This is a genomic window from Mycobacterium sp. (genome assembly GCF_019243155.1).
GTDB lineage: Bacteria > Actinomycetota > Actinomycetes > Mycobacteriales > Mycobacteriaceae > Mycobacterium.
In genome coordinates this window covers 19,448-38,842 of the sequence record NZ_JAFAUS010000151.1, presented here as the reverse complement: position 1 = coordinate 38,842, position 19,395 = coordinate 19,448, and the positions used below count along the sequence as shown (strand labels likewise).

General features: G+C 67.5%; 19 protein-coding genes and 1 pseudogene. 6 read left to right on the top strand and 14 right to left on the bottom strand.

All coding sequences use genetic code 11. The features are described from left to right. A pseudogene (gene aspA / locus JOZ00_RS07555) lies at window positions 1-365 on the top strand (aspartate ammonia-lyase); the annotation flags it as partial. 17 nt (window positions 366-382) lie between these two features. Continuing rightward, the gene (locus JOZ00_RS07550) at window positions 383-1,357 is read left to right on the top strand and encodes a hypothetical protein (RefSeq protein WP_293341912.1); all 975 of its coding nucleotides are present in this window, start codon (window positions 383-385) and stop codon (window positions 1,355-1,357) included. 19 nt (window positions 1,358-1,376) lie between these two features. Here JOZ00_RS07550 and JOZ00_RS07545 read toward each other — a convergent pair whose 3' ends face one another. From JOZ00_RS07545 to JOZ00_RS07525, 5 genes are all read right to left on the bottom strand, one after another. Next, the gene (locus JOZ00_RS07545; RefSeq protein ID WP_293341909.1) at window positions 1,377-2,903 is read right to left on the bottom strand and encodes an adenylate/guanylate cyclase domain-containing protein; all 1,527 of its coding nucleotides are present in this window, start codon (window positions 2,901-2,903) and stop codon (window positions 1,377-1,379) included. A 38-nt stretch (window positions 2,904-2,941) separates the two neighbouring features. Continuing rightward, complete coding sequence (locus JOZ00_RS07540) at window positions 2,942-3,817, bottom strand: polysaccharide deacetylase family protein (protein WP_293341906.1); 876 nt, start codon at window positions 3,815-3,817, stop codon at window positions 2,942-2,944. 111 nt (window positions 3,818-3,928) lie between these two features. Continuing rightward, entirely contained in the window at window positions 3,929-5,230 is a 1,302-nt protein-coding gene (locus JOZ00_RS07535; RefSeq protein ID WP_293341903.1) for a PhoH family protein, read from the bottom strand. A gap of 247 nt (window positions 5,231-5,477) precedes the next feature. After that, on the bottom strand, window positions 5,478-6,305 hold the full coding sequence (locus JOZ00_RS07530; protein WP_293341901.1) for an acyl-ACP desaturase: 828 nt from the start codon (window positions 6,303-6,305) through the stop codon (window positions 5,478-5,480). Window positions 6,306-6,473: 168 nt separating this feature from the next. After that, window positions 6,474-7,943, bottom strand: coding sequence for a glycine hydroxymethyltransferase (locus JOZ00_RS07525; protein ID WP_293341899.1), 1,470 nt, complete (start codon window positions 7,941-7,943; stop codon window positions 6,474-6,476). A 113-nt stretch (window positions 7,944-8,056) separates the two neighbouring features. Between JOZ00_RS07525 and coaA the strand changes: the two genes are divergently transcribed. Further along, the gene (gene coaA, locus JOZ00_RS07520; RefSeq protein ID WP_293341896.1) at window positions 8,057-8,995 is read left to right on the top strand and encodes a type I pantothenate kinase; all 939 of its coding nucleotides are present in this window, start codon (window positions 8,057-8,059) and stop codon (window positions 8,993-8,995) included. Between the two features lie 9 nt (window positions 8,996-9,004). Here the strand turns inward: coaA and JOZ00_RS07515 are convergent, their stop codons facing one another. The 4 genes from JOZ00_RS07515 to JOZ00_RS07500 all read right to left on the bottom strand — a co-directional run bounded on the left by JOZ00_RS07515 (window position 9,005) and on the right by JOZ00_RS07500 (window position 12,000). After that, a complete protein-coding gene (locus tag JOZ00_RS07515; protein WP_293341893.1) occupies window positions 9,005-9,418 on the bottom strand; it encodes a hypothetical protein in 414 nt (137 codons plus the stop codon). 156 nt (window positions 9,419-9,574) lie between these two features. Then, window positions 9,575-9,778 carry a hypothetical protein gene (locus tag JOZ00_RS07510; protein WP_293341890.1) on the bottom strand — a complete coding sequence of 68 codons (204 nt, stop codon included), beginning with the start codon at window positions 9,776-9,778 and terminating at the stop codon, window positions 9,575-9,577. Window positions 9,779-9,825: 47 nt separating this feature from the next. Continuing rightward, window positions 9,826-11,196 carry a hypothetical protein gene (locus JOZ00_RS07505; protein WP_293341887.1) on the bottom strand — a complete coding sequence of 457 codons (1,371 nt, stop codon included), beginning with the start codon at window positions 11,194-11,196 and terminating at the stop codon, window positions 9,826-9,828. 15 nt (window positions 11,197-11,211) lie between these two features. Next, the gene (locus JOZ00_RS07500; RefSeq protein WP_293341884.1) at window positions 11,212-12,000 is read right to left on the bottom strand and encodes a (2Z,6E)-farnesyl diphosphate synthase; all 789 of its coding nucleotides are present in this window, start codon (window positions 11,998-12,000) and stop codon (window positions 11,212-11,214) included. Between the two features lie 171 nt (window positions 12,001-12,171). On the opposite strand from JOZ00_RS07500, the gene JOZ00_RS07495 reads away from it, so the two are divergent. Further along, a complete protein-coding gene (locus JOZ00_RS07495) occupies window positions 12,172-12,942 on the top strand; it encodes a hemolysin III family protein (RefSeq protein ID WP_293341881.1) in 771 nt (256 codons plus the stop codon). On the opposite strand, the gene JOZ00_RS07490 is transcribed toward JOZ00_RS07495, so the two are convergent. From JOZ00_RS07490 to mca, 3 genes are read right to left on the bottom strand one after another with little or no spacing between them, the layout of a single operon-like run. Next, window positions 12,932-14,959, bottom strand: a complete 2,028-nt coding sequence (locus JOZ00_RS07490) for a thioredoxin domain-containing protein (protein ID WP_293341878.1) — start codon at window positions 14,957-14,959, stop codon at window positions 12,932-12,934. The two genes, JOZ00_RS07495 and JOZ00_RS07490, sit on opposite strands and share 11 nt — an antisense overlap. Beyond that, window positions 14,946-15,269 (bottom strand): hypothetical protein, encoded by a 324-nt coding sequence (locus JOZ00_RS07485; protein ID WP_293341875.1) that lies wholly within the window; start codon window positions 15,267-15,269, stop codon window positions 14,946-14,948. The genes JOZ00_RS07490 and JOZ00_RS07485 overlap by 14 nt, the downstream gene beginning before the upstream one ends. Continuing rightward, window positions 15,266-16,138 (bottom strand): mycothiol conjugate amidase Mca, encoded by an 873-nt coding sequence (gene mca, locus JOZ00_RS07480; RefSeq protein WP_293341872.1) that lies wholly within the window; start codon window positions 16,136-16,138, stop codon window positions 15,266-15,268. Before mca ends, JOZ00_RS07485 begins: the two co-directional genes overlap by 4 nt. Before the next feature lie 113 nt (window positions 16,139-16,251). Between mca and JOZ00_RS07475 the strand changes: the two genes are divergently transcribed. Both JOZ00_RS07475 and greA read left to right on the top strand, forming a co-directional pair. Continuing rightward, the gene (locus JOZ00_RS07475; protein WP_293341869.1) at window positions 16,252-16,686 is read left to right on the top strand and encodes a DUF4307 domain-containing protein; all 435 of its coding nucleotides are present in this window, start codon (window positions 16,252-16,254) and stop codon (window positions 16,684-16,686) included. A gap of 224 nt (window positions 16,687-16,910) precedes the next feature. Beyond that, entirely contained in the window at window positions 16,911-17,405 is a 495-nt protein-coding gene (gene greA / locus JOZ00_RS07470) for a transcription elongation factor GreA (protein WP_293341866.1), read from the top strand. 12 nt (window positions 17,406-17,417) lie between these two features. Here greA and JOZ00_RS07465 read toward each other — a convergent pair whose 3' ends face one another. Continuing rightward, window positions 17,418-18,590 carry a cystathionine gamma-synthase gene (locus tag JOZ00_RS07465; RefSeq protein WP_293341863.1) on the bottom strand — a complete coding sequence of 391 codons (1,173 nt, stop codon included), beginning with the start codon at window positions 18,588-18,590 and terminating at the stop codon, window positions 17,418-17,420. 30 nt (window positions 18,591-18,620) lie between these two features. After that, window positions 18,621-19,340, bottom strand: coding sequence for an RDD family protein (locus JOZ00_RS07460; RefSeq protein WP_293341860.1), 720 nt, complete (start codon window positions 19,338-19,340; stop codon window positions 18,621-18,623). Window positions 19,341-19,395: the final 55 nt, after the last annotated feature.

The window sequence follows — 19,395 nt, the reverse complement described above, 5'->3', positions numbered from 1 at the left end:
GCGGCGGGAACGGCGCGTTCGAGCTCAACGTCTACATCCCGATGATGGCCCGCAACATTCTCGAGTCGTTCAAACTGCTGACCAACGTGTCGAAGCTGTTCGCGGAGCGCTGCATCAGCGGGCTGACCGCGCACGTCGAGCACCTGCGCGAGCTGGCCGAATCGTCGCCGTCCATTGTGACGCCGCTGAACTCGGCGATCGGCTACGAGGAGGCCGCCGCGGTGGCCAAGCAGGCACTCAAGGAGCGCAAGACGATTCGCCAGACGGTGATCGACCGCGGCTTGATCGGTGACAAGCTGTCGTTGGAGGAGCTGGACCGCCGGCTCGACGTGCTGGCGATGGCCAAGGTCAAACCGGCGAATTAGGTGGGGGTGGTTGGGCGATGACGGTTCCTCCCGGGGGGCCCTACGGACAGGGGCCGTACGGAGCCAATCCGTATGGGCAGGACCCCTATTGGGGTGGTCAGCCGCCGCAGAGCGGCGGCAGTTATCCGTACCCGCCGACCGGTCCTAACCCGTACGCCCAAGGCGGGCAATACCCTTACCCGCCACCCGGCGCCTACCCGCCACCGCAGTATCCCCAACCGGGACAACAGTTTCCGCCCGGTGGTCCGGTCGGGCCGTATCCACCCGGGCCCCCGCCCGGTGGCTCCAATTCGAAGCTGCCGTGGCTGATCGTTGCCGGACTCGTGGTGCTCGGCGTGATCGCGCTGGTGGCGACCCTGATCGTCATGCGCAGCGGCCACGACAGCAAGCCGTCGACGGCTGCACACCCGTCCACCAGCGGCCCTGCCACGCAACCGCGAAACTCGGCGCAGAGCGCCACCGACTGCACCCCCAACGTGTCCGGCGGGCCGATGCCCACCGGTGACACGATCACGGCGGGCAAGCTGTCGTTCCCGACCAGCGCGGCACCCGGCTGGACGCCGTTCTCCGACGACCAGGACCCCAACCTGATCGGCGCCGTGGGCGTCGGTCAGGAGGTGCCCGGTGCCAATAACTGGATGATGACGGCCGAGGTTGCGGTCACCAACTTCGTTCCCAGCATGGACATCAACGCCCAGGCGTCGAAGTTCATGCAGTGCCTGGTCGCCGGTCCCGCTTACGCGCGGGCCACCCCGACCCTGGGGCCGACAAGGACGTCGTCGATCACCGTCGACGGGACCAAGGCCGCCCGAGTGGACGCCGATATCACGGTCGGCGACCCCACCCTCAACACGAAGGGTGACTCCGCCGTCGTCATCGCGGTGGACACCAAGCCGATCACCATCTTCTTCTCCGCCACACCGATCGGGGACGCGGCTTCGGCGGGCACCATCAACAACGTCATCGGCGCGCTGAAGGCCGCGAAGTCCTGAGTTCGGCTGTGCCGCAGGGCTAGTCGTGACCGGTCGAGGCCGGCGCCGAAACGTGCGTGGCTTCCGAGCGCCCGCGCAGGACGGTCGAATAGCACTCGGCCCACTGCGCCCGCTCGTCCTCTTCGGAACGATCGATGGCCGCCGCCGAGCACAAGATCCGCCGGTCGGCGGTCTTGGCGAGGTCGGCCAGCCGCGCGGCCTCGTTCACGGCGTCGCCGATCACGGTGTACTCATAGCGGTTTTCCGCACCGATGTTGCCGGCGAACACCCGGCCCGCCGAGACGCCGATGCCGAAATCGACGGGCAGCCGGCGCAGTTGGGTGGCCAACGCGCGAGCCGTCGCCAACGCCGCCGACGCGGGCTCGTTGTTGCGCAGTGGCGCGCCGAAAACGGCCAGCGCGGCGTCACCCGCGAATTTATTGATCAGGCCCTGGTTTTCATCCACGGCCTCGACGACGATCCGGAAAAAGTCGTTGAGCACCTGGGCAACCTCTTGCGGCGGGCGACTTTCCGCCAATTGCGTCGAGCCCACCAAGTCGATGAACAGCACCGCCGCCTCCACCACTTCACCGGACAGCGTGGCGCCCTGTTCGATGGCGCGATGGGCGACATCGGCGCCGACGTGCCGTCCGAACAGGTCGCGCAGCCGGTCACGTTCGGCCAGACCGGCGACCATCTCGTTGAATCCCGTTTGCAGACGGCCGATTTGGGAGCGTTCGTATGCCCCGACGTAAGCGTCCATGTGACCGTGCTCGACCTGGGCCATGGCGTCGACGACTTCGCCGATCGGGTCCGAGATCGATCGCGACGTCAGAATCATCGTCGGCAGCCCGAGCAGAAAAGCCGCCAGCGACACCACCAGGATCGGCACATCCAGCGATGTGGACTTCTGGATCAGCCAGCCATACGAGCGGAGCACCATCAGGATGGCGATCACCCCGATGGGAAGCGCGCTGCACGAGAACCACAGCAGGACCAATCGCGCGAACACACCGGGCACGGCCAGCTGGGGCTCGGAGCCGCGCGTGGCCGCGCCCATGATGGGCCGCAGGGTGTGTTGCGACAGCAACATGCCCATGCCCGCGGCGGCCGGGCCACCGAGCAGCACCCCCAGCAGAATCGGCAGCAGCACCTGAGGGCCGCCGCGCAGGTTCATCACCGAGAAGGCGGCGCCACTGATACCCCACGCCCCCAGCAGAATCGCCGACTGCCGGCCGACGAGCCGCATCGCGGCCTCCCGCTGCTCCGGGGTCGGCTCGTCGCCGGCGACGTACCACCCCAGCGTGGGACGCAGGCTCACAACGCCGGCGGCCGCCACACCCGCAAGCCCGAGCGCGACGAACGCGGCCACGATAGCGGTGTTCTTCACCGCGAAGTCCGTGTTGGCCACGATGAAGGTGTGGCCCCTCAGCGGGATCAAGATGGCGGCCGCATCGATGACCGCGATGAGGTAGGACAGTCCGAGGTCGATGGCGTACTGAATCGACAACCTACGGGCAGACTTTCGCTGTCCCGCCTCGGCAGTGTCCGCTGAATCGCGCGACATCACCCTATAAAGGTAGCCGTGCACGCTCCGTGCTTCTGCTAGGCACCGTTGTTCGGGCCGCCCGAGTTCTGGCCCGGGAGGTCGGTGATCGGGAAGTTGGGCATCGGCTTCGGCGATGGGGTATTCGGCAGCGTCGGGATCTCGGCCGCCGGAATATCGTGCAGGCCGTTGACGGGTGGGCCGTTTTCCCGGCTGCCGTAGCTGCTGCCGGCTGCGCGCGATCCCAGCAGCTCGCTGACCGTCACCATGCGGTAGCCGTTGGCTTTGAGCACCGGGATGAACTGGTACACCAAATCGACGGTGCTCGAGTACGTGCTGTGCAGCAACACCACCGAGCCGGGCTTGATGTAGGTCATCAACATGTACCGGGTCGCCGCCGTATTGGAGTCGTTCGCCCAATCGAAAGGAATGACGTCCCAGAGGATTTCGGCGAGGCCCGCCTGGCCTGCGGCCTGGCGCACGACCGGATCAGACAGGCCGCCCGCGGGGCGATAGAGGCTCGGTGTCCGCCCGGTCGCGGCGTTGATCGCGTCGTTGGCCTTGCTGAATTGGGCGGCGAGGTCTTCGGTGGGGATGGTGGTCATGTTGGGGTGTTCCCAGGTATGGCTTCCGATTTCCATCCCCGCATCGGCGATGGCCTTGGCCCCCGCCGGATTGGCCGCCACCTTGTTGCCGATCAGGAAGAAGGTGGCCTTCGCGTCGTTGTCCTTGAGGATTTGCAGCAGGCGAGCGTCAAACGGGCCCGGGCCGTCGTCGAACGTCAGCGCCACGCATTTGGCGACCGCACAGCTGACGTTGTCCGCGCGAGTCACGTGTCCGGTGAGGCTGCCGATCACCAACACGGCGCCGGCCGCGACGACACCGAAAACGGTCCGCCAATAGCGCCAGGCCTGGCTGTCGGGTCGTTTCGGCACGCCAGCAGCCTACCCGCCCCCGACTGTGCGATTTGGGCGTCGAGTGTGCGTGCAGGGCGGGAAAACTGCCGAAAACCCGCCGTCCGCGCACACTCGAGACGGCCGGGGCCGTCAGTGCGGCCCGGCGATTTCCTCGAGCATCTCGGTGACCAGCGCGGCGATCGGCGACCGCTCGCTGCGCAGCAAGGTGATGTGGGCGAACAACGGATGGCCCTTGAGCTTCTCGATCACGGCCGCGACGCCGTCGTGACGGCCGACCCGCAAGTTGTCGCGCTGCGCGATGTCGTGCGTCAGCACCACCCGCGACCCCGCACCCAACCGAGACAACACCGTCAGCAAGACGTTGCGCTCCAGCGACTGCGCCTCGTCGACGATGACGAAGGAGTCGTGCAGTGACCGGCCCCGGATGTGGGTCAGCGGCAGCACCTCGAGCATGCCCCGCGAGAGGACCTCTTCCAGCACCGCCGGGCTGGCGAGCCCCTCGAGGGTGTCGAAGACCGCCTGCGCCCAGGGGCCCATCTTTTCGCTCTCGCTGCCGGGCAGGTAACCGAGCTCCTGGCCCCCGACGGCGTACAGCGGACGGAAGACCACCACCTTGCGCTGCGTGCGTCGTTCCAGCACCGCCTCCAGGCCCGCGCACAGGGCCAGCGCCGACTTGCCGGTGCCGGCCTTGCCGCCCAGCGACACGATGCCCACCGACTCGTCGAGCAACAGATCCAGCGCCACCCGCTGCTCGGCGGAACGCCCACGCAGCCCGAATACCTCGCGGTCGCCGCGAACCAGCTGGACGCGCTTGGCGGCTGTGACGCGGCCGAGCGCGTGAGAGCTTCCGCCGAGTAGGCGAATACCGGTGTGGCAGGGGAGGTCTCGCGCTTCGGTCAGATCGATCTCGCTCTCGGCGAACAGCCCGTCGATGTCCTCGGGGGCGACCTCGATCTCGTGCATCCCCGACCATCCGGAGGCCACGACGTCTTGCGCGTGATACTCGTCGGCGGCCAGCCCCACCGCGGCGGCCTTGACCCGAAGCGGAATGTCCTTGCTGACCAACGTGACTCGTTTGCCCTCGGCGGCGAGGTTGGCGGCGCAACTCAGAATCCGGGAGTCGTTGCTGTCGGTGCGGAAGCCCGCGGGCAGCACGGTCGGGTCGGTGTGGTTGAGCTCGACGTGCAGCGAACCACCTTGTGTTCCAACGGGAATGGGCTGATCCAGCCGTCCGTGCTCAAGGCGCAGATCGTCGAACAACCGCAGGGCCTGCCGGGCGAACCACCCCAGCTCGTGGTGATGTCGCTTGGCCTCCAGCTCGCTGATCACCACCAGGGGAACCACCACCTCGTGCTCGGCGAACCGACTGCAGGCCCAGGGGTCGGACAGCAGCACGGAAGTGTCGATCACGTAGGTCCGGATATCGGTCACGTAGCGCTCCTCGAACGGGGTAAGCCCGTGCGGCGGACCCGCACAGGCATGTCGGCGGGAACTGCGACACCAGGACCGGGGCCGGTCCTTCCGTTGTGGTGACGGGAGGTGCCGCCCTGGCAGCTGAGCATGACGCTGACCATCGAGAACGACGCTACTCTCGTCGCCGCGTGCGCGCTGTGCAGGCGCGCCGACGCCGAATGTGGCGACGCCGGTTTAAGCGGGAAGTGCGGGGCTTGGGCCCGAGTCAGCCGATCACGAATTGCCGCAACGCGGGTTCGTCGGCGACGCCCCATGCGGTGATGCGGTCCGAGATCGCCTGACGCAGCTGCTCGGGGCCGAAAATGCCTGCCTCGGCGATGTTTTGCACCTTGTCCTGGTAGGCGTCGATGTCGGCGCCGGGCACCTTCAGCTCGGCCGCGCGGGAAGCGATCGCCGCGATCGTCTCGTCGCGGGTGTACTCCAGGCAGTGCGCGACGAGGTTGGCGAAGAACTCTTCGTGCCGCATCTCGTCCCGCGAGATCCGGTCGATAAGGCCAGCCAGGATGGGCTCCTCGAGCTGCGCCGCCAGGTTACGGGTGAGCACGGCGTGGGTGCGCTCGGTGAACGCCAGGTGCACCAGGGTCTCCACCTGTGTGAGGGTGTCGGCGCGGTAGCCCTTCATGACGTACTGGACGCGGGCCTCTTCGTTGGCGGTGGGGTCGACCTCTCGGGTGACAACGAGATATTCGCGCAGCCCGATGGCGTGCAGGTGCTCCTCGGCGGTCCACCGACCCAGCCAGCGACCCCAGTAATCCTCCAGGATGAAGTGCTCGACGAGCTCGCGGTGATGCGCGGCCAGGTTGTCCTTGAGCAGCAGAATGATCTCGCAGGCGTCCGTCAACGTTCTCGGCAACGTCATCGCCGAGGGGTCCCAGTCGCGCCCGCCGAGGAATGCGAAGTTCTCGCCCCGCTCGAACGGCACGTAGTCGTGCGCGAACCAGATCTCCTCGGTGGACAGGTGACGGTCGATGTTCGCTTCCACGACCGGCTCGAGTTCCAGGGTCAGCGCGTTCGCGACGGGTCTCTGTGCCATGAAATAACTGTAACCCGCGTACACAGGTTCATTGAAATCGCCGCTCCGTGTGGCGGCGAACTGGTGACCTAGGTCCTTTGGGGGTCCTTCGGGGGTCCTTCGGGCGGCTCGTCCCGAGCTTATCGGCCGACGAGCGCCCAGTCCTCGAGGCCCTCGTACAACGGGAACCTAGAGCGCAAGGCCGGGGTAGAGCGGGTTGGCGTCCAACAGTTCGGCCGCGGCCGCCCTGACCCGTTCGGCGGTGCCATCGGCCAGCGAGTACTTGGCCTTGGAAGTGCCCTCCGGCTTCGTGTTGGCCAGAACGTCGACCATCAGCTCGGCCACCCGGTCGAAGTCGGCCAGACCGAAGCCGCGAGTGGTGAGCGCCGGGCTGCCGAGCCGGATGCCGCTCGTGTACCAGGCGCCGTTGGGGTCCGCGGGGATGGCGTTGCGGTTGGTAACGACGCCGGCGTCCAACAGCGCCGACTCGGCCTGGCGCCCTGTCAAGCCGAAAGATGTGACGTCGAGGAGCACGATGTGGTTGTCGGTGCCCCCAGTGACCAGCTGGGCGTCGCGCTTGAGGAAGCCGTCGGCCAGGGCCTGGGCGTTGTCCGCAACCCGCTGCGCGTAAGCCTGGAACGCGGGCTGCCTCGCCTCGGCGAGCGCGACGGCCTTGGCCGCCATCACGTGTGACAGTGGCCCGCCGAGCACCATCGGGCAGCCCTTGTCGACGGCGTCGGCGTATTCGGGTTGGCACAGGATGAGGCCGCCGCGCGGACCGCGCAGCGACTTGTGCGTCGTCGTGGTCGTGACGTGCGCGTGCGGCACCGGATCCTCGTCGCCGGTGAACACCTTGCCCGCCACCAGGCCGGCGAAATGCGCCATGTCCACCATCAGGGTGGCGCCGACCTCGTCGGCGATCTCACGCATCGTCGCGAAGTTGACCCGGCGCGGGTAGGCGGAGTAGCCGGCCACGATTACGAGCGGCTTGAACTCACGCGCGGCGGCCGCGACGGCGCCGTAGTCGATGAACCCGGTGTCGGGGTCGGTGCCGTAGCTGCGCTGGTGGAACATCTTGCCGGAGATGTTGGGCCGGAAGCCGTGGGTGAGGTGGCCGCCGGCGTCCAGCGACATGCCCAACAGGCGCTGATTGCCCAACTCGTTGCGTAGCTTCTCCCAGTCCGCCTCGGACAAGTCGTTGACGTGCTTGACGCCGGCGTCGGCCAGGCCCGGCGCCTCGACCCGGGTAGCCAAGATCGCCCAGTACGCAACGAGGTTGGCGTCGATGCCCGAGTGCGGCTGCACGTAGGCGTGCGGCGACCCGAACAGCTCACGGGCGTGCTCGGCGGCGACGCTTTCCACGGTGTCGACGTTCTGGCATCCGGCGTAGAACCGGTGTCCGATGGTGCCCTCGGCGTACTTGTCTGACAGCCAGGTCCCCATGGTCAGCAGGACCGCAGGCGACGCGTAGTTCTCGCTGGCGATCAGCTTGAGCGAATCACGTTGGTCGGCGAGCTCTTTGCGCGTCGCCGCGGCGATGCGTGGTTCGACGGACTCGACCACCTGCAGTGCTGCTCGGTAGGCAGCGGTCGCGGTGTCGGCGTATTCGGCGCCCGGTGACGTGGTCGAGATGGCGGTGCGGGTCAAGTCGGCTGACATGACAACGAGACTAGTCGGCCGGCTAACCCCACAGCGAGGGCGCTCGCGCTAGCCAGCGCCGTTTCCGCCAGCCCAGCCGTACGGCCTCAGCGGGCTCCTGCAACACTTGCACTATGCCGCGGCTGAGCGAGCCGAGCCCCTACGTGGAGTTCGACCGAAAGCAATGGCGTGCGCTCCGGATGTCGACGCCGCTGGCCCTCACCGAAGAGGAACTGGTCGGCCTGCGCGGTTTGGGCGAACAAATCGACCTGCTCGAAGTCGAAGAGGTCTATCTGCCGCTGGCCCGGCTCATTCACCTGCAGGTCGCCGCCCGCCAGCGACTGTTCGCGGCCACCGCGGAGTTCCTCGGCGAGCCTGTGCAAAACCCGGACCGCCCAGTGCCGTTCATCATCGGCGTGGCCGGCAGCGTGGCGGTCGGCAAGTCGACGACCGCCCGCGTGCTGCAGGCGCTGCTGTCCCGCTGGGACCATCACCCCCGGGTGGACCTGGTGACCACCGACGGGTTTCTGCACTCGAATTCAGAGCTCGATCGGCGAAACCTCATGCATCGCAAGGGCTTTCCGGAGAGCTATAACCGCCGGGCACTGATGCGGTTCGTGACGTCGATCAAATCCGGCTCCGAATACGCATGTGCGCCCGTCTATTCGCACCTGAAGTACGACATCATTCCGGGTGCCAAGCACGTCGTGAGACACCCCGACATCTTGATCCTCGAAGGTCTCAACGTTCTGCAGACAGGTCCGACCCTGATGGTGTCGGACCTGTTCGACTTCTCCCTTTACGTGGATGCCCGGATCGAAGACATCGAGCAGTGGTACATATCGCGGTTCCTGGCGATGCGGAGCACGGCGTTCGCGGACCCCGAATCGCACTTCCACCACTACTCGGCCCTCAACGACACCAAGGCGGTGGCGGCGGCGCGCGAGATCTGGCGGTCGATCAACCGTCCCAATCTGGTCGAGAACATCCTGCCGACGCGGCCGCGGGCCACACTGGTGCTGCGCAAGGACGCCGATCATTCCATCAACCGGCTCCGCCTGCGCAAGCTCTAGCGCGAACGGTTACGCCGCAAGACGGCGCATGCCCAGGTACTGCAGCGCAGCAAACCCCGCCGTGTAGATGCCACCGGCCAGCGTCGCGGTCACCCCGGCAGCCGTCAGCGGCAGCGCTCCCGCGGCGATGATCGCGGCGAAGGTGAAGACGACGTTGGCGGCGATGACGCCGATCCCGGCACGGCGCAGGTTGGGCAGCGCCGCGAGGGTGAACACGAACAGTCCGCCCAGCACGAAAAGTGCACCCAGGCTGTATTCCTGGAAGGACGTCAGGCCGGTCAGCGACGCGAGCGGGTCAGAGGCGAAGGCGACCGCCAAGCCGCACAGCCCCGTCAACGTGGCATCAGCGCGCATGGCGAAACGCAGCAGCGAGTCGGTGGAGTCGTAGAGCTTGCGGGTTGTCAGACCAGTTATTGCGGCCATGTGATTACTCCTCGCGATGGCGATTTGTGTCGAACAGCTTTCAGCGTGCCGCGCTGCGCACTGCCATATCGACTCGTGGCGCTGCCAATTACTGCCACGGAGAGAAAGACCAGCTAGTTCATCGGTGTATTCCCGATCACAGATGACGTTTTGAACCTAAATCGCGATGGCCTCGACGACGCTGAGCGGCGACGCGGTCTGCACCACCCGCGTCATCCGAAAACCGGCGCGGCTGAGCAGTTGTGCGTATTCGGGCGCGGTGCGCACACGGGCACCGGCGACCAGCAGCATTTCCAGGTCGGCCCACGTGCCGGTGAATTCGCGGTCGTGCCCGGGGATGACGAATTCGAGTAGCAGCACGTGCTTTCCCGGCCTTGGGGATCTGCGGAACTCGCGTCCCCATCAGGCTAGTCGCTGGGGACCGGGACCCGCTCGCGGAGATCGGCGGCGATCAGGCGGGCTGCGGCGTTCTGCCAGTTGTGCAGCGAGCGCTGCGGCACCTCGGTGACGAACCACTGCCAGGCTTGTTTCGCGGTCGGATCCAACCCGGAGGCCGTGGCGTTCTGCGCGTACGCGCGCACGCCGGCGACGTAGGGGAAGTACAGCGAGTTGTAATAACGCCACTGCTCGGTGGTGCCGAAATCGCCGGAGTCGCGCGGCTTGAGCCTGGCGATCGCATCCGCGAGAACGGCTTTGAGTTCGTTGGCGCGCTCCAGCGGGTGATCGGGTGCGTCCCGGGCGGCCAGTCGCTCATCGATCACCGGCAGCGCGGTCAGCGGGCTGGCCACCAATTTGCTCAGGTCGCCGTAGTGGCCCAGGGCCCGGCGGGTGAGCCTGGCGAAGGTTTCGTCGTCGACGTCGAGAGCGGGATGGGTCGCGCGCAGCGGCAACGCCGCCCCGGTGTGCCGCAGCGCGGCCCGGTCGGCGCGCAAAGTGGGAGACTTCGAGAAGGCGAACCGGTCGAGCACCCCGGCGAGCGGATCGGCCAGCACCTGCACGGCCAGGGCGATGGCCAGACTGCTGAACAGGAGCACGCTCAGCACCAGCTGCGCGGTGGCCTCGCCGCGCGTCACGGCCAGGCCGATCACCGCCTGGCCGCCGAACAGCACCGCCACCACCATCGAGCCGGCGAACGAGCGCCGCATGTCGGCGCGCAGTGCCTGGCCCTCGTCGAAGGCGTCCCAAACCGCCACCGCCACTCCGAGCGAGAACACATCGACGCCGGTCGAGGCCAACGCCAGCCAGCTGGGCACCAGGCCCAGCGGAATGATCAGGATGGCGTTGGCCAGCGCGAAGAACAGCGTCGCGAGGACGATGAGGCCGACGACGGGCATCGGCGGGGTGGGCCGGCGCAACCCGAAGGCCATCGCCCCCAGAGTGGACGTCGAGATCACCGCGAACATCACCAGATGGCCGGGGCGGATCGGCCCGTCGACGCTTCCGGCCATCGCCGCCCCCACCAGGGTGAGCGCACCGACGCACCCGACGAGCAACACCTCCCGGGTGCGCCCTCGCGGGCTGTCACCCGGCCGCGACAGCTCGATGAGCACCGCGAACCACGCCACGCTGGGCACCACGACCAGGTAGACCTCGAGCTGGCTCAGCAGCCTGACATGCGCGACTCCGGCCGTCCGGATCGCGTCCAGGGCCACCACCAGGGCGAAGCCGCACAGACCGATCGATGCCAGCACAAGCACGGGTTTTCGGGGGTCACGGGCCAGCAGGTACAGCCCGAGCCACCCGCTCAGCGCGAACACGACCGCTGATAGCGCAGCCATGGACTTAGTTTTGCACTACTTGCCGTGTCGGCGGTGGCGCTGGGTGTAGTCACGCAGCGCGCGCAGGAAGTCGACGCGTCGGAACGCGGGCCAGTGCGCCTCCGTGAACCACATCTCCGAATACGCGCTCTGCCACAGCAGGAACCCGGACAGGCGTTGCTCCCCCGACGTCCGGATCACCAGGTCGGGATCGGGCTGCCCAGAGGTGTAGAGGTTTTCGGAGATGCCGTCGACGGTCACCGCGTCGATCAGCGCCTCGGCGGACGCGCCGTTGGCCAGTTCTTTGCCCAACAGTGCGCGCACCGCGTCGACGATCTCGCGGCGGCCACCGTAGCCGACCGCCACGTTGACGTGGAAGGGCGCCGACACCGGCGTGGATTCCACGGCGTCGCGCAACCGCCGCGCCGGCTCCTCGCCGAGCAGCTCGAGATCGCCGACGGTACGCACGCTCCAGCGATTCGCCGGCGCGCAGATCTCCTCGACGACGTCGGTGATGATCTCGATGAGTCCCGCGAGCTCGTGCGGATCGCGCTGCAGGTTCTCGGTGGACAGCAGATAGACGGTCGTCATCTCGATGCCGGCTTCCTGGCACCACCGCAGCAGCTCGGCGATCTTGGCGGCGCCCATGCGGTAGCCGTAGCTGACGTCGTGGTAGCCGGCGTCGCGCGCCCAGCGCCGGTTGCCGTCGCACAGCACCGCGATGTGGCGGGGAAGTTCCGATTTCGAGGAGGAAAGACCCTGCCGCAGCCGCAGCTCGTAGACGCGATAGAGCGGCTCTTTGAGGCGCGGCGGGATAACTTCCACGAAGATTCAGCCTACTGTGACGAGCGCCGGATTCCGGCCGAGATTCCGGTCGATCTCACTGGAATTCCGACATTGTCCCGTGACCACCCGCGGCTAATGTGGGTCGCAAGTAGACACCCTGGCAATTTCTATGGACCTTTCTACGGACCTTGCGAGAAGGCAACAGGAGACATGAGCAGCCAGACCGGCACGGCCACCAATCCCGAGCCCGAACCCGAGGCGATCGTTCCAGGCAGCACCGTTGAACAGCTCGTCGATCGGGCCGCACAGGTCCTGACGAAGCCGCGGATGCGCGGGTGGATCCACTTCGTCTCCGCGTGGCTGGCGATCATCACCGGGGCGACCCTGGTGTCGGTGTCGTGGGCCGCCTCCTCGCCGCGCGCCGGTCATTCGACGCTGATCTATGCCGCGTCGACGGTGGCCATGTTCGCCGTCAGCGCCACCTATCACCGGGTCCATTGGAAATCCGACGGCGCCCGCAGTCTGATGAAGCGCCTGGACCATTCGATGATCTTCGTTTTCATCGCCGGCAGCTACACACCGTTCGCGCGCCTGGCCATGCCGCAGGACACCGGCGTCATCGTGCTGTGGATCGTGTGGGGTGGTGCGGCGGCAGGCGTCTTACTCAAGGTGTGCTGGCCGTCGGCGCCGCGCTGGCTGGGGGTGCCGCTCTATCTGGCGCTGGGATGGGTGGCCGTGTGGTACTGCCCGACGATCCTGCACAAGGCCGGCGTGGCCGCGATGGTGCTACTGGCGGTGGGAGGCGTCTTCTACAGCGTCGGCGGCATCTTCTACGGGCTGCGCTGGCCCGACCCCTGGCCGAGGACGTTCGGCTACCACGAGTTCTTCCACGCCTTTACCGCGATCGCGGCGATCCTGCACTACATCGCCATGTGGTTCGCGGTGTTCTACGTGGGCGACCACGCCTGGCTCACCCACTAGGGCTGGGTTCCACGGCCGCGGCGAGATCCGATGCGGCCGTGACCGGTAGGTCGCAGGTTTGCCCGCGGCAGACGTAGGCGGCATCAACGCCGCCCACCCGGTCCCGGGCGGCCAGCAGGACCGACGAATCCTTCTCGCCGCCGACAACGATCGCTCCCCCGGGCGCCAGCCGCCGCGCGTCGGCCAGCAGCTCGGACCCGGCCGGATCACAGGCGACCGCTATCTGCAGCGGCCCGCGCACGGCGGCCTCGGCGACGGCCAGCCAGTGCCCGGCCGACCGCGCCGCGCGCGCCAACAGCACCGAATGCGCGCCGAGCGAATCGGTCGCGGCCCGCAGGTACCGCGCCGCGCGATCGCCGTCGACCAGGTGCGCCGCGGTCAGCAGCGCCTCGGTGATCGAGGACGCGCCCGACGGTGTCGCCCCGTCCAACGGATCGGCCGGCCGCAGCATCAGCCGTTCGGCATCGTCGGCGGTGTCGAACCAGCGGCCTTGCTGCTCCGGGTCGGCGAAGTGCGCGAGCGCGGTGTCGAGCAGGTCGGTCGCCGCCGTCAGCCAGGCCGCGTCGCCGGTCAGCTGGTACAGCGCGAGCAGCCCGGTGGCCAGCATGGCGTGGTCTTCCAGGATCGCCGCGCTCTCGCCGACCACCCCGCCCAGGCTGGCACGCCGCAATCGGCCGTCGACGATGTGCAAGTCCAGCAGCGCGGTCGCGCAGCGGCGTGCGGCGTCGATGAATTCGGGCTCCCCCAACGCCACGCCTGCCTCGGCCAACGCGATGATCGCCAGACCGTTCCAGGATGTGACGACTTTGTCGTCGCGCCCGGGCTGCACGCGGTCGCGCCGCGCGGCTAGCAGCGTCGCGCGGACGCGTTCGGCGCGGTGCGGATCGTCGGGGTCGGAGAGCAGCTGCAGCACCGAGCTGCCGTGCTCGAACGTGCCGGATTGTGTGACTGCGAAAACCCCTGCGGCCCAATGGCCGTCGTCGGTGCCGAGCACCTCGGTCAGTTGCTGCGGCGTCCAGACGTAGGTGGAGCCTTCGCGACCGTCGGCGTCCGCGTCCAGCGACGAGACGAACATGGCGCTGTCTGCCAGATCGTCGAGGAGGAACCGGGCCGTCGCGGTGGCCACCCGGCGCGCCAGTGGATCCGCGGTACGGCGGGCCCAGTGCGCGTACGCGCGCAGCAGCAGCGCGTTGTCGTACAACATCTTCTCGAAATGCGGTACCACCCAAGCGTTGTCGACGCTGTACCGGGCGAAGCCGCCGGCAAGCTGGTCGTAGATGCCGCCGCGCGCCATCGCATTGCCGGTCTGCGACACCGCCTGAAGCGCTTGCGCCGACCCGGTGCGCTCGTGATTACGCAGCAGCGCCTCGAGAATCGCCGACGGCGGAAATTTCGGCGCACCACCGAATCCGCCGCGCACCGTGTCCTGATCGGCCAGCACCGAGGCGACGGCGTGGTCGCACAACGCCGCCACCACCTCCGGCCCGTCGCCGGGTGCCCCGCCGAATCCCCCTGTCATCTGCCGCAATTCGCCGGCGATGTGGTCGGACGCCTCCTCCACCTCGCCGCGGCGCTCCCGCCAGGTGGCGGAGACCGCGGAAAGCAGTTGCAGGAAAGCGTCTTTCGGGTAGTAGGTGCCGCAGAAGAACGGCCGCCCATCCGGCGTCAGGAAACACGTCATCGGCCAACCGCCGTGTCCGGTGAGGGCGACGGTCGCGTTCATGTACACCGCGTCGATGTCCGGGCGTTCCTCACGGTCGACCTTGATGCAGACGAATCCCGCGTTCATCGCCGCGGCAACCTCGTCGTCTTCGAACGATTCGTGGGCCATGACGTGGCACCAGTGGCACGCGGCATACCCGATGGACAGCAGGACCGGCACGTCGCGCGCGGCCGCCTCGGCCAGCGCCTGCGGGGTCCACTGCTGCCAATGCACCGGATTGTCGGCGTGCTGGCGCAAGTACGGGCTGGTGGCCAGCCCGAGGGTGTTGGTCGAAGACCGCTCAGCCGGGCTCATCGCCGGGTCCCGGGGCTCGCGCCGATCCGTTCTTCTGGTCCGGGGTTGTGCCGGGGCCTTCGTCGACCACGTCGGTGCCCTCGTCGGCGGCCTGGTCGGGCTCGGGGTGCTTGGGGTCGAAGGAATCCGGCACCTTCTTCAGTTGCTTGTTCATCGACCGCAGCAGGAATAACGTTGCGATCAAGAGCAATACGACGATCACCAGCCCCACCGGGCTGGCCTTGCCGAAGTCCGGTCCGGTGACGCGCGGCGAGCCGTCGGCCTGCCAGCCGGTCCATGCGGCGGCCTGGACGACGAGGAGGTGATTCACGCGCCGTTCTCGATTCCGGTGAACAGGTCGTCCTCGGGCAGCCGGACCGGCACGCGGGAGCGCGCCAGCTCGAACTCCTCCGTCGGCCACAACCGCTGCTGCCACTCGATGGGTGCGGCGAAGAAGTCGTGGTTCGGGTCGATCTGGGTGGCGTGGGCCCGCAGCGCATCGTCGCGCTGCCCAAAATACGCCGAGCACTCGACGCGCGTCGTCACCCGCGGGGAGAACGGGTCATGGCTGGGGTCCCAGTGCTCGAGCCACTTCTTGAACGGCGGCTCTTGGCCGTGTTTGACGGCCTCATCGTGCAGCAACTGCATCCGCTCCCGCAGGAAGCCGTGGTTGTAGTACAGCTTGGACACACTCCACGGATCGCCGGCGTCCGGGTAGCGGGCGTAGTCCGCGGCCGCCTCGAAGGCCGCGACCGAAACCTGATGGCAGCGAATGTGATCGGGATGCGGATAGCCACCGCTCTCGTCGTAGGTGGTCATCACGTGCGGGCGGAATTCGCGGACCACGCGCACCAGCGCCTCGGCCGAGATCTCCAGCGGCACCAGCGCGAAGCAGTCCTCGGGCAGCGGGGGCGGCGGGTCGCCGGTGGGCAGGCCGGAGTCGATGAAGCCGAGCCAGGTGTGTTCTACGCCGAGGATCTCGGCCGCCTTGGCCATCTCGTCGCGGCGGATCTCGGCGATGTGCTCGCGCACGTCGGGCAGGTCCATCGCCGGGTTGAGGATGTCGCCGCGCTCACCGCCGGTCAAGGTGACCACCAGCACCCGGTGGCCCTCATCGGCGTACCGGGCGAGGGTGGCCGCGCCCTTGCTGGATTCGTCGTCGGGATGGGCGTGCACCGCCATCAACCGCAGTTCGCTCACGTATCCCCTTGTCGGTCTGCTGGTCGCCCGGTCTGAATCTATAATTCCAGTTCTTAAGATCGTTGCACGCTGTCGGCCGGTGTACGGCCGCATGAGTCCAGGCATACCCAGGCATGACCGATACCCCCACCCCGCGTCCCGAGGCCCGTTACGGCCGCTCGCGATTGTCGCGCGCGTCCCGCCAACGGGTGGCCATCGCGCTCGGCGTGCTGGTTATCGCGGCGGGCGTCGTCATCGCCGTGGTCGGCTATCACCGGCTCGGGACCAGCGACGTCAAGGGGTCGCTGGCCGGCTATCGAGTGATCGATGACCAGACGGCGGCGATAACCATCAGCGTGACGCGATCCGATCCGTCGCGGCCGGTGGACTGCATCGTGCGGGTTCGGGCGAAGGACGGCAGCGAGACCGGCAGGAGAGAACTGCTGGTCCCGGCATCGCAGGCGGCGACGGTGCAGGTGACGACGACGGTTAAATCTTCGCAGCCGCCGGTGATGGGCGATATCTACGGTTGCGGCACCGATGTACCCGCCTACCTGCGTCCGTCGTGACCGCGTCGCCCGGCAGAACTGCCAATTATGGAGTCATCAACTGTTTGCGCAGTGGTAACATGGGTAAATGCACGGTTCCAGGCGGGACCGTGTATTGCTGCATTAAAGGCCGTGAGCGCAAGCGGCGGGGCAGCACATCGGGGAGAGGCCCGGACATTCCCGGCGGCGGGGCTTAACAGGACTTACGTGGTTACGCGACACGACAACATGAGGAGCACGACGAGATGACGGACACTCAAGTGACCTGGCTGACCCAGGAATCACATGACCGGCTCAAGGCTGAGCTCGATCAGTTGATCTCGAACCGTCCCGTCATCGCCGCGGAGATCAACGATCGCCGCGAGGAGGGCGACCTGCGCGAGAACGGGGGCTACCACGCCGCCCGCGAAGAGCAGGGCCAGCAGGAGGCCCGCATTCGCCAGCTGCAGGACCTGCTCAACAACGCCAAGGTCGGCGAGGCGCCCAAGCAGTCGGGCATCGCGCTGCCCGGGTCGGTCGTGAAGGTCTACTACGACGGCGACAAGTCCGACACCGAGACCTTTCTGATCGCCACCCGCCAGGAGGGCGTCAAGGACGGCAAGCTCGAGGTGTACTCGCCGAACTCACCGCTCGGCGGCGCCCTGATCGACGCCAAGGAGGGCGAGACCCGCAGCTACACCGTGCCGAACGGCAACACCGTTCAGGTCACGCTGGTCAGCGCGGAGCCCTACCACGAGTAGTCGCGGCGGGCACTAAGCCTGCTCGAGAGCCTGTTCGAGATCGCCCAACAGGTCGGCCACGTCTTCGATGCCGACCGACAGTCGCACCAGATCGTCGGGCACTTCCAATTGCGACCCGGCAGTCGACGCGTGCGTCATCGCGCTGGGGTGCTCGATCAACGACTCGACCCCGCCCAGCGATTCGGCCAGGATGAAAACCTTGGTGCGGGCGCACAGATCGCGGGCGGCTTGGCGGCCTGCACGCATGCGCACCGAAACCATGCCGCCGAAGCCGCGCATCTGTCGTGCCGCGACCTCGTGACCGGGATGGCTGGGCAGACCCGGGTACAGCACGGTGCCGACCGCGGGATGCTCGGCAAGGAATTCCGCTACGGCCGAAGCGTTTTCGCTGTGTCGCTGCATACGCAGCACCAAGGTCTTCACGCCGCGCATGGTCAGGTAGGCATCGAACGGTCCGGGCACCGCACCCGCTCCGTTCTGCAGGAAGGCGAACGCTTCGTCCAGCTCCTGGTCGTTGGTGATCAACGCCCCACCCACCAGATCCGAATGGCCGCCAACGTATTTCGTCGTCGAGTGCAGCACGACGTCGGCACCCAACGTCAGCGGTTGCTGTAGCGCGGGCGAGGCAAACGTGTTGTCCACCAACACCTTTACCGAGTTTCGTTTGCCCAGTTCGGCCAGCGCCGCGATGTCGGCGATGGACAGCAGCGGATTTGTCGGTGTCTCCACCCAGATCAGCCGGGTTTGCGGCGTGATCGCGGCGGCGACGGCGTCCGGATCGGTCAGCGCCACCGGCGTATAGCCGACGTTCCACTGCGTGAACACCTTGTCGATCAACCGGAACGTGCCGCCGTACGCGTCGTTCGGAATGACCACGTGATCGCCGGGCCGCAGCATCGCCCGCAGGGCGCAGTCGCTGGCGGCCATCCCCGAACTGAAAGCCCGCCCGTAGGAGCCCTCTTCGATCACCGCCAGCACTGCCTCCAGCGCGGCGCGCGTGGGGTTGCCGGTGCGCGCGTATTCGAAACCGCCGCGCAGGCCGCCCACACCGTCCTGGGCGAAGGTGCTGCTGGCGTAGATCGGGGCGTTGACCGCGCCGGTCGCCGGATCCGGCCGATAACCGGCGTGGATCGCTTTGGTGGCTAGTCCGGTGAACTCGTGTGGTCCGTTACGGTCGTCGCTCATCGACGATCAGCCTAAACGACACCCCGGCCGCTAACTCGGTTGCCGTTCCCCGTCGTCGGGCAGGCAGACCGTCGTCATGATCTTGTCCGCCAGCGTCTGACGTTTGGAATCCCACAGCGGGAAAAGGAAACCGATGAAGCAGATGATCGCGTCGATGAAGTGTGCGAGGGAACGCACGACGGACATTCCGAAACCGATGGGCTGACCGGTGACCTCGCTGACGACCTTGAACTTCATCACCGATTTGCCGACGCTCGAGCCGGTGGTGCCCTGGCGGTAGCCGTAGTTCCAGATCAGATAGAACAGCCCGACCACCGACGCCAACCACTGCGCGATCACGCCCAGCGTCGAGTTCTGGGTGGCGCAGTACTGGTTGACGGCGTACTGCGTGATGTCGGTGACGCACGAAGTCTGTTGCGTGGCAAGCAGGATTCCGGTGCCGATCCCGTGCACGACGGCGTACGGGAGGATGTCGATGATGAAGGCCAGCAGCCGGGTCAGCCACGGCGTGTAGTCCTGCGTCGGCAGGGTGCGGATCGCCGGCCCCGGGGGCGGCGGCGCGTACCCGCCCGACGGGGGCGGCGGCGGAGGATAGGCCCCGCCCGGCGGCGGTGGCGGTGGCGGCGGTGGCGGCGGATAGGAAGCGCCGGCGGGAGGCGGCGGGGTCTCCTGCCCGGCAGGGGGCGGCTCATGCCCGGGGGTCTGCGGAGGTGGCGAGTAAGCGCCGCCGGGCGGCGGTTGATCGGTCATATGCAACCTTCCACTGCTCGAACTAGCTGAACATCTAGCTGTACTAGCCGATTTA

What these genes read in the sequence shown, in the direction of transcription:
- JOZ00_RS07525 (WP_293341899.1), bottom strand. Translation starts at nt 7,943, where the DNA reads ATGTCAGCCGACTTGACCCGCACCGCCATCTCGACCACGTCACCGGGC.
- JOZ00_RS07475 (WP_293341869.1), top strand. Translation starts at nt 16,252, where the DNA reads ATGACCGATACCCCCACCCCGCGTCCCGAGGCCCGTTACGGCCGCTCG.
- JOZ00_RS07460 (WP_293341860.1), bottom strand. Translation starts at nt 19,340, where the DNA reads ATGACCGATCAACCGCCGCCCGGCGGCGCTTACTCGCCACCTCCGCAG.
- JOZ00_RS07545 (WP_293341909.1), bottom strand. Translation starts at nt 2,903, where the DNA reads ATGTCGCGCGATTCAGCGGACACTGCCGAGGCGGGACAGCGAAAGTCT.
- JOZ00_RS07495 (WP_293341881.1), top strand. Translation starts at nt 12,172, where the DNA reads ATGAGCAGCCAGACCGGCACGGCCACCAATCCCGAGCCCGAACCCGAG.
- JOZ00_RS07515 (WP_293341893.1), bottom strand. Translation starts at nt 9,418, where the DNA reads ATGGCCGCAATAACTGGTCTGACAACCCGCAAGCTCTACGACTCCACC.
- JOZ00_RS07550 (WP_293341912.1), top strand. Translation starts at nt 383, where the DNA reads ATGACGGTTCCTCCCGGGGGGCCCTACGGACAGGGGCCGTACGGAGCC.
- greA (WP_293341866.1), top strand. Translation starts at nt 16,911, where the DNA reads ATGACGGACACTCAAGTGACCTGGCTGACCCAGGAATCACATGACCGG.
- JOZ00_RS07465 (WP_293341863.1), bottom strand. Translation starts at nt 18,590, where the DNA reads ATGAGCGACGACCGTAACGGACCACACGAGTTCACCGGACTAGCCACC.
- JOZ00_RS07505 (WP_293341887.1), bottom strand. Translation starts at nt 11,196, where the DNA reads ATGGCTGCGCTATCAGCGGTCGTGTTCGCGCTGAGCGGGTGGCTCGGG.
- JOZ00_RS07530 (WP_293341901.1), bottom strand. Translation starts at nt 6,305, where the DNA reads ATGGCACAGAGACCCGTCGCGAACGCGCTGACCCTGGAACTCGAGCCG.
- coaA (WP_293341896.1), top strand. Translation starts at nt 8,057, where the DNA reads ATGCCGCGGCTGAGCGAGCCGAGCCCCTACGTGGAGTTCGACCGAAAG.
- JOZ00_RS07490 (WP_293341878.1), bottom strand. Translation starts at nt 14,959, where the DNA reads ATGAGCCCGGCTGAGCGGTCTTCGACCAACACCCTCGGGCTGGCCACC.